6 protein-coding genes are annotated in these 9,803 nt (G+C 68.9%); all 6 read left to right on the top strand.

The annotated features are described in order from the left end of the window. Positions 1-1,497, top strand: a 1,497-nt coding sequence (locus VSO01S_RS24695; RefSeq protein ID WP_373282930.1) for an amidase, incomplete at its 5' end; no start/stop codon positions are given. Between the two features lie 39 nt (positions 1,498-1,536). Then, positions 1,537-2,943, top strand: coding sequence for an aldehyde dehydrogenase family protein (locus VSO01S_RS24690; RefSeq protein ID WP_068645426.1), 1,407 nt, complete (start codon positions 1,537-1,539; stop codon positions 2,941-2,943). A gap of 103 nt (positions 2,944-3,046) precedes the next feature. Further along, entirely contained in the window at positions 3,047-4,138 is a 1,092-nt protein-coding gene (gene apbC / locus VSO01S_RS24685) for an iron-sulfur cluster carrier protein ApbC (RefSeq protein WP_068645425.1), read from the top strand. Positions 4,139-4,328: 190 nt separating this feature from the next. After that, a complete protein-coding gene (locus VSO01S_RS24680) occupies positions 4,329-6,191 on the top strand; it encodes an NADH-ubiquinone oxidoreductase-F iron-sulfur binding region domain-containing protein (RefSeq protein ID WP_068645424.1) in 1,863 nt (620 codons plus the stop codon). 18 nt (positions 6,192-6,209) lie between these two features. After that, positions 6,210-9,098, top strand: coding sequence for a formate dehydrogenase subunit alpha (gene fdhF / locus VSO01S_RS24675; RefSeq protein ID WP_068645423.1), 2,889 nt, complete (start codon positions 6,210-6,212; stop codon positions 9,096-9,098). A gap of 7 nt (positions 9,099-9,105) precedes the next feature. Continuing rightward, positions 9,106-9,708, top strand: a complete 603-nt coding sequence (locus VSO01S_RS24670; protein ID WP_068645422.1) for a DUF3305 domain-containing protein — start codon at positions 9,106-9,108, stop codon at positions 9,706-9,708. The last annotated feature ends 95 nt before the right edge of the window (positions 9,709-9,803 follow it).

Genomic DNA, 9,803 nt, shown 5'->3' with positions numbered 1-9,803 from the left:
CCCGGTTGCGCCGCACCGGCCGGCGCCGCGGCCGGCAGCCAGCCGGCGCAGGGCGAAATCACCGGCTGGAGCGCCATTCGCCTGTCGCAGGCCATCCAGTCACGCGAGGTCTCGTGCACCGAGGTGATGAGCGCCTACCTCGCCCAGATCGACCGGATGAACCCCAAGGTCAATGCCATCGTCTCGCTGCAGCCGCGTGACGGCCTCATGGCCCAGGCGGCGCAGCGCGACGAACAGCTGGCCGCCGCCCGGCGCGTGGGCCGCGCGGTGGGCTGGATGCACGGCTTTCCGCAGGCCCCCAAGGACCTGGCCAACACCGTGGGCATTCCGAGCACGCAGGGTTCGCCGATCCTGAAGAACTACATGCCCAAGGCCGATTCGATCGTCGTCGAACGCGCCCGCAAGGCCGGCGCGGTGCTCATCGGCAAGACCAATACGCCCGAGTTCGGCCTGGGCTCGCACACCTACAACGCGGTGTTCGGCACCACCGGCAATGCCTTCGACCCCGGCAGGAGCGCGGGCGGCAGCAGCGGCGGGGCGGCGGTGTCGCTGGCGCTGAACATGCTGCCAGTGGCCGACGGCAGCGACATGATGGGTTCGCTGCGCAACCCGGCCGGCTGGAACAACGTCTTCGGCTTCCGCCCCTCGTCGGGCCGCGTGCCCTACGGGCCGACCAGCGAGGTCTTCATGCAGCAGCTGGGCTACGAAGGCCCCATGGGCCGCAGCGTGGCGGACCTGGCGATGCTGCTGTCGGTGCAGGCCGGCTTCGATGCGCGCACGCCGCTGTCCATCGACCAGGACCCGGCCCAGTTCACCCGGCCCCTGCAGCGCGACTTCAAGGGCGTGCGCGTGGGCTGGATGGGCGACTTCAACGGCTACCTGCCGATGGAGCCCGGCGTGATGCAGACCTGCACCCAGGCGCTCAAGCACTTCGAGACCATCGGCTGCACGGTGGAGGCGGTGCAACCCGAGTTCGACATGAAGAAGCTGTGGTCCACCTGGCTGGTGCTGCGCGGCTTCTTCGTCGCCGGCATTGCCGGGGGCATGTATGCCGACCCCCAGCTGCGCGCGCAGATGAAGCCCGAGGCGGTGTGGGAGGTGGAGCAGGGCCTGAAGCTGGGCGCCGGCGACGTCTACCGCGCGTCGATGGACCGCTCCGCCTGGTACCAGGCCCTGGCCAGGCTGTACACCCGCTACGACTACCTGGTGCTGCCCTCGGCGCAGATGCTCCCCTTCGACGCCAAGTTGACCTGGCCCAGGAGCATCGACGGCAAGCCGATGGACACCTACCACCGCTGGATGGAAGTGGTGGTGGGCGGCACGCTGGCCGGCGTGCCGGTGCTGGGCGTGCCGGCCGGCTTCGGCCCCGGCGGGCTGCCCATCGGCCTGCAGGTGATGGGGCCGGCGCAGGCCGACCTCTCGGTGCTGCAGGTGGGCCATGCCTACGAACAGGCCAGCGGCTACACGCGGCGCCGCAGCCCGCTGCTGGCGGCCTGAGTCATTTTTTTTCGAGTCATCCAAAGGAGACCCTTTCACATGCATCAACCCGCCATGACCATCGGCGGCAGCGCCGTGCGCGGCGCCAGCCATTTCGAGGTGCGCAACCCCTCCACCGGTGAAGTCATCGGCCTGGCCCCCAACGGCGGCCAGGCCGAGCTGGACGCTGCCGTCGCCGCGGCGCACCGCGCCTTCCAGGGCTGGTCGCGCCAGAGCGACGAGGAACTGGCGCAGGCCTGCCGCGCCGTCGCCGAGAAGATCCAGGCCCATGCCGAAGAGCTGGCGCTGCTCACCACCCTGGAGCAGGGCAAGCCGCTCAACGGCCTGGGCTCGCGCTGGGAACTGGGCGCCGCCGCGGCCTGGGCCAGCCACACCGCCAGCCTGCAACTGCCCGTGCAGGTGCTGCAGGACGACGCGGCCGGCCGGGTGGAACTGCACCGCAAGCCGCTGGGCGTGGTGGGCTCCATCACGCCGTGGAACTTTCCGGCGCTGATTGCCGTGTGGCATGTGCTGCCGGCGCTGCGCAGCGGCAACACGGTGGTCATCAAGCCCTCGCCCTACACGCCGCTGGCCACGCTGCGCTGGGTGGAGCTTCTGGGCGAAGTGCTGCCGCCCGGCGTGGTCAACAGCGTGAGCTGCGACGACCGCAGCAGCAACCTGGGCGCGGCCATGTCGGCGCATCCGCTCATCCGCAAGATCGTCTTCACCGGCTCGTGCGCCACCGGCCAGCGGGTGATGCAGTCGGCCGCCGCCACCATGAAGCGCCTGACCCTGGAGCTGGGCGGCAACGACGCGGGCATCGTGCTGCCCGATGCCGACCCGAAGGCCATTGCCGAGGGCCTGTTCTGGGGCGCCTTCATCAACAACGGCCAGACCTGCGCGGCCATGAAGCGGCTGTACGTGCACGAGCGCATCCACGACGACGTGTGCGAGCACTTGGTGGCCTACGCCCGCCGCGTGCCCATGGGCGACGGCCTGGACGAGCGCAGCCAGCTCGGCCCGGTGCAGAACCGCATGCAGTTCGACAAGGTGGCACGGCTGGTGGCCGATGCCCGGAAGAAGGGCAGCGTGCTGCTGGGCGGCGAGCCGGGCGCGGGCCTGTTCTTCCCGGCCACGATCATCGCGGGCCTGAACAACGGCGATGCGCTGGTGGACGAGGAGCAGTTCGGCCCCGCGCTGCCGGTCATCCGCTACAGCGATGTGGAAGACGCCATTGCCGCCGCCAACGACAGCCCCAACGGCCTGGGCGGCTCGGTCTGGTCGAGCGACCCGGTGCAGGCGCGGCGCGTGGCCATGCGCATGGAATGCGGCTCGGTGTGGATCAACAAGCACGGCATGATCCAGCCCAATGCGCCCTTCGGCGGCACCAAGGCCTCGGGCCTGGGGGTGGAGTTCACGGAGGACGGGCTGCGCGAATACACCGACGCGCAAGTGCTGTTTGCCTGAGGATGACCCGCCTGGCCGGCGGTGCATTGCAGTGCCGCCGCCGGCCGGCCGGCCGTTCAGGCCCTAGACTAGCTGCCATCCCATCCAGTTTCTCGGACCCACCATGGCAGCTACCAAGGAAGCGCTCGCCGAAGCGCTCAAATCCGTCCTCGACCCCAACACGGGCAAGGACTTCGTCAGCACCCGCGCGCTCAAGAACGTGCAGATCAGCGAAGGCGACGTGTCCTTCGACATCGAGCTGGGCTACCCGGCCAAGAGCCAGGTCCCGGCGCTTCGCAAGGCCCTGGTGGCCGCGGCCAAGACGGTGCCGGGCGTCGACAACGTCTCGGCCAACATCACGACCAAGGTCATTTCGCACGCGGTGCAGCGCGGCGTGCAGCTCATGCCCAACGTGAAGAACATCATCGCCGTGGCCTCGGGCAAGGGCGGCGTGGGCAAGAGCACCACCGCGGCCAACCTGGCGCTGGCGCTGGCGGCCGAGGGCGCGGCCGTGGGCCTGCTCGATGCCGACATCTACGGCCCCAGCCAGCCCATGATGCTGGGCATCAACCGCCGTCCCGAAAGCGAAGACGGCAAGACCATGGAGCCGCTGGAGAACCACGGCGTGCAGGTCATGTCCATCGGCTTCCTGGTCGACCAGGACGAAGCCATGATCTGGCGCGGCCCCATGGCCACGCAGGCGCTGGAGCAGCTGCTGCGCCAGACCAACTGGAAAGACCTGGACTACCTCATCGTCGACATGCCCCCGGGCACCGGCGACATCCAGCTCACGCTGAGCCAGCGCGTGCCCATGACCGGCGCCGTCATCGTCACCACGCCGCAGGACATCGCCCTGCTGGACGCGCGCAAGGGCATCAAGATGTTCGAGAAGGTGGGCGTGCCGATCCTGGGCATCGTGGAGAACATGGCGGTGCACGTGTGCTCCAACTGCGGCCACGTGGAGCACATCTTCGGCGCCTTGGGCGGCAAGAAGATGGCCGAGACCAACGGCATGGCCTACCTGGGCGCCTTGCCGCTGGACATCAACATCCGCCTGCAGGCCGACAGCGGCAAGCCCACCGTGGTGGCCGACCCGGACGGCGAGGTGGCCGCCATCTACAAGGCCGTGGCGCGCAAGGTGGCGGTGGGCATTGCGGAAAAGGCCAAGGACTTCTCGGCCAAGTTCCCGACGATTACCGTCAGCAAGAACACCTGATCCATTCAAGTTGCTAATCAATCGGTTCGCCGATTGAATTTGACGCACTGCAGCGGCTGCACGGACACTGGAATCAATTTGCATAGGTGCCCTTTCTCCCTGGGAGAACAAGGGCCTTGGCAAAGAAGATGATCCAGAAATCGAGACAAGCGCCGGCCACCCCACGCGCCGGCGCAAGAGGCCAAGGCAGATGCAGAGAAACCCAGGCACGGCAGCCAGCAGCAAGACCGCCACCACCACGACGACGATTCCGCTCGGCACCGTCGACGACATGCGCGAGCGCATTCGCAAGAAGAGCAAGCTCAAGGGCCGCCAGCCCGAAGGCGACGCGATGGAGCAGGTGCGCGAACTCATCGGCGAGAAGCCGCAGGGCGGCTACCGGCGCGACCTGCTGATCGAGTTCCTGCACAAGGTCAACGACGCGCACAACGGCCTGCGCGACCGCCACCTGGTGGCACTGGCCGCCCTCATGAACATCCCGATGGCGGAGGTGTACGAGGTCGCGACCTTCTATCACCACTTCGAGATCCTTCGCGGCGACGAGTCGCTGCCGGCCGTGACCATCCGCGTGTGCGACAGCCTCTCGTGCTCCCTGGCCGGCGCCGGCGACCTGCTCGAGCGCCTGCCCCAACTGCTGGGCCTGGCCGGCCGCGATGACGTGCGCGTGATCGCCGCGCCCTGCATCGGCCGCTGCGAGCAGGCGCCCGCCGTGGCGGTGAACCAGCAGGCCGTGCCGCTGGCCACGCCTGAAAGCGTGATGCAGGCACTGCAACCGACGCCGGCCAGGCAAGAAGCGCTGCGCGACCAGACGGTGTTCAAGCCGGCCGAGCTGGCCGAGCAGAGCGTGTCGCCCGAGCTGGCGGCCATCGACGTGCTGCCGGCCTACACCGACTACGACACCTACCGCGAGCACGGCGGCTACCGCCTGGCCAAGGCGCTGGTCACCGGCAAGGTGGAAGCGGGCGAGGTGATCCGCGAGGTCGAGCACGTCATCAAGGCCATGGAAGACTCGGGCCTGCGCGGCCTGGGCGGCGCGGGCTTTCCGTCGGGGCGCAAGTGGCGCATCGTGCGCGACCAGCCGGCGCCCAAGCTGATGGCCGTGAATATCGACGAGGGCGAGCCCGGCACCTTCAAGGACCGCACCTACCTCGAGCGCGATCCGCACCGCTTCCTCGAAGGGCTGCTGGTGGCCGCGCACTGCGTGGGCATCGACGCCTGCTACATCTACCTGCGCGACGAATACCACGACTGCCGCGCGCTGCTGGAGCAGGAGCTGGCCAGGCTGCAGGCCGATCCGCCGTACGAGCTGCCGCTGATCGAGCTGCGCCGCGGCGCCGGCGCCTACATCTGCGGCGAAGAGTCCGCCATGATCGAGAGCATCGAAGGCAAGCGCGGCGAGCCGCGCATGCGCCCGCCCTACATCGCGCAGGTGGGCCTCTTTGGCCGGCCCACGCTGGAGCACAACTTCGAAACCCTGTACTGGGTGCGCGACATCGTCGAGAAGGGGCCCGAGTGGTTTGCCGGCTTCGGCCGCCACGGCCGCAAGGGCCTGCGCAGCTTCAGCGTGAGCGGCCGGGTCAAGTTCCCGGGCGTCAAGCTGGCGCCGGCGGGCATCACCATCAAGGAACTCATCGACGAATACTGCGGCGGCATGCTGGACGGGCATGAGCTGTATGCCTACCTGCCGGGCGGCGCGTCGGGCGGCATCCTGCCGGCCAGCCTGTCGGACATTCCGCTGGACTTCGACACGCTGCAGCCCTACGGCTGCTTCATCGGCTCGGCCGCCGTGATGGTGCTCAGCCAGCATGACAAGGCGCGCGACGCGGCGCTGAACGTGATGCGCTTCTTCGAGCACGAAAGCTGCGGCCAGTGCACGCCGTGCCGCGTGGGCACCGGCAAGTCGGCCGCGCTCATGCAGGACAAGGTCTGGGACAACGCCACGCTGGAAGACCTGGCGCAGGTGATGGGCGACGCCTCCATCTGCGGCCTGGGCCAGGCGGCGCCCAACCCGATCCGCAGCATCCAGAAGTACTTCCCGCACGAAATCGCCTGAGGCCAGGAGAACAAGAACATGAACGCCCCCACGAAGCTCCAAGAGCTGTTGCCTCAGACGCTCGAGTTCCAGCTCGACGGCAAGACCGTCGAGGCCTACGAAGGCGAATCCATCCTGCAGGCCGCCAAGCGCGCCGGCGTCGACATTCCGCACCTTTGCTACAAGGAGGGCCTGCGCCCGGACGGCAACTGCCGCGCCTGCGTGGTCGAGATCAAGGGCGAGCGCGTGCTGGCCCCCAGCTGCTGCCGCGCCGCCACCGCCGGCATGGAAGTGCAGGCCTGCAGCGACCGCGCCGTCAAGAGCCAGAAGATGGTGGTTGAGATGCTCCTGTCCGACATGCCGGACGTGGGCTACAAGTGGAACGACGCCGATGCCGGCGCCGACTGCAACAGCGGGCAGTGCGGCCAGCACGGCGAACTGAGCGAATGGGCCGAGCGCCTGGACATCGAGGTGCGCCCCGAGCTCAAGGCGCTGCGCCGCGAGCAGCCGGCGCACGACGTGTCGCACCCCGCCATGGCGGTCAACCTCGACGCCTGCATCCAGTGCAACCGCTGCGTGCGCGCCTGCCGCGAAGAACAGGTGAACGACGTGATCGGCTACGCCATGCGCGGCGGCGACTCGAAGATCGTGTTCGACCTGGACGATCCGATGGGCGAGAGCACCTGCGTGGCCTGCGGCGAATGCGTGCAGGCCTGCCCCACCGGCGCGCTCATGCCCAAGACGCAGATCGGCTCGCAGGCGGTGGACCGCAAGGTCGATTCGGTCTGCCCCTTCTGCGGCGTGGGTTGCCTCATCACCTACAACGTGAAGGACGAGCAGATCGTCAGCGTCGAAGGGCGCGACGGCCCGGCCAACCATGGCCGCCTGTGCGTGAAGGGCCGCTTCGGCTTCGACTACGCGCACCATCCGCAGCGCCTGACCAAGCCGCTGATCCGCAAGCCCGGCATTCCCAAGAGCATCGACGACGGCCAGCCGCTCAACTGGAGCGAGGTGTTCCGCGAAGCGACGTGGGAAGAGGCATTGGACCTGGCCGGCGGCAAGCTCGCGCAGCTGCGCGACACCTACGGCGCCAAGAGCCTGGCCGGCTTCGGCTCGGCCAAGGGCAGCAACGAAGAGGCGTACCTCTTCCAGAAGCTGGTGCGCGCGGGCTTCGGCAGCAACAACGTCGACCACTGCACGCGGCTGTGCCACGCATCCAGCGTGGCGGCGCTGCTCGAAGGCGTGGGCTCCGGCGCGGTGAGCAACCAGGTGAACGACGTGGAGAACGCGGGCCTGATCTTCATCATCGGCTCCAACCCCACGGCCAACCACCCGGTGGCCGCCACCTGGATGAAGAACGCGGCCAAGCGCGGCGCCAAGATCGTGCTGGCCGACCCGCGCCGCACCGACATCAGCAAGCATGCCTGGCGCAACCTGCAGTTCAAGCCCGACACCGACGTGGCCATGCTCAACGCGCTCATCTACACGGTGATCGACGAAGGCCTGGTGGACGAGGCTTTCGTGCGCGAGCGCGCCAGCAACTTCGAGGCGCTCAAGGAGAACGTGAAGGGCTACAGCCCCGAGGCCATGGCGCCCATCTGCGGCATTCCGGCCGTCACGCTGCGCGAAGTGGCGCGCGAGTTCGCCACCGCCAAGGGCGCGATGATTTTGTGGGGCATGGGCGTGAGCCAGCATGTGCACGGCACCGACAACTCGCGCTGCCTGATCGCGCTGGTGTCGGTCACCGGCCAGATCGGCAAGCCCGGCTCCGGCCTGCACCCGCTGCGCGGCCAGAACAACGTGCAGGGCGCCAGCGACGCGGGCCTGATCCCCATGATGTTCCCCAATTACCAGCGCGTGGACAACCCGGCGGTGCACGACTGGTTCGAGAAGTTCTGGGACACGCGGCTGGACAAGACGCCTGGCTACACGGTGGTGGAGATCATGCACAAGGCGCTGGCCGACGACAGCGACCCGCACAAGATCCGCGGCATGTACGTGATGGGCGAGAACCCCGCCATGAGCGACCCCGACCTGAACCACGCGCGGCACGCCCTGGGCGCGCTGGAGCACCTGGTGGTGCAGGACATCTTCATGACCGAGACCGCCTGGCTGGCCGACGTGGTGCTGCCCGCCAGCGCCTGGCCCGAGAAGACCGGCACGGTGAGCAACACCGACCGCATGGTGCAGCTGGGCAAGCGCGCGCTCAACCCGCCGGGCGACGCCAAGCCCGACCTGTGGATCATCCAGGAGCTGGCCAAGCGCATCGGCCTGCCCTGGAACTACCAGGGCGAGGAATGCGGCGTGGCCGAGGTCTATGACGAAATGCGGCAAGCGATGCATGCGGCCATCAGCGGCATCACCTGGGAACGCCTGCAGCGCGAGTCGAGCGTGACCTACCCCTGTCTGAGCGCCGAGGACCCGGGCCAGCCCATCGTCTTCGTGGACGACTTCCCCACCGACGACGGCCGGGTGAAGCTGGTGCCCGCCGACATCATCCCGGCCGCCGAGCGCCCCGACGCCGACTACCCCTTCGTGCTGATCACCGGGCGCCAGCTGGAGCACTGGCACACCGGCAGCATGACGCGCCGCGCCACCGTGCTCGACGCGCTGGAGCCCATCGCCACGGCATCGATGTGCCAGGCGGACCTGCAGCGGCTGGACCTCTCGCCCGGCGACGTGATCACCATCCAGTCGCGCCGCGGCGAGGTGGCCATCCACGTGCGCCGCGACGACGGCACGCCGCCCGGCGCGGTGTTCGTGCCCTTCGCCTACTACGAGGCGGCGGCCAACCTGATGACCAACGCCGCGCTGGACCCAACGGCCAAGATTCCCGAATTCAAGTACTGCGCAGTGCGATTGACCCGGGGCGGCACGCCCGCCGCGGTTGCAGGCTATTCTCGAGAGGTGCAGGCAACCACCCCTTGAAGAGACCATGCCCGACGACGACGCGGCGCAACACGACACGACCGACTCCCACACCCGTCCCCACCTCGACGTCGCGGTGCTGATGCGCCGCGAGCGCGTGCAGGGCCCGGCCGCGCGCTGGCAGGAGTGGCGCTGGGTGTTCGACAGCGTGCTGCCCGACGAGGCCGGTGCCGGCAGCCAGCCGAGGCTGGTGCACCAGACCGAAGGCGGCGAGCAGCGCTGGCTGCATCCGGGCTTCGTCGTCGAGTTGTTCAGCGACGACGCCGAGGGCTACTTCCTCAACGCCACCACCGACGCGCCGTGCTGGTTCGTGATGTGGCGCATGGAGGAAATGCCCGGCATCGCCCCTGAGCCCATCGCCAGGCCCGCGCTGGTCTCGCTGAGCTACCACGACGCCGGCCGCCTGCTCGACGCGCAGGAAATGGTCGAGCAGGTGCCGGCCCAGCCCGAGGTGGTGCAGTGGCTGCGCGACTGGGTCGACCAGCACTACCGGGCCGAGCCCAAGCGCCGCAAGCGCCCGGAAAGCTTCAAGCCGCTGGTGGACCGCTTCGGCAATGCCGCCAGCGTCAGCACCGAAAAGAAGCGTGGATCGGGAGCCGGCGATGCCTGACGAAGGCTTTCTGCACCGCTGGTCGCGCCGCAAGATGCAGGGCGACGCGGCGCCGCCCGAGGAGCCGCGGCCTGCCGCTGCGCAGCAGCCGCCGG

It is taken from the genome of Variovorax soli NBRC 106424 (assembly GCF_001591385.1).
GTDB lineage: Bacteria > Pseudomonadota > Gammaproteobacteria > Burkholderiales > Burkholderiaceae_C > Variovorax > Variovorax soli.
This window is presented reverse-complemented; position numbering and strand designations above follow the sequence as displayed.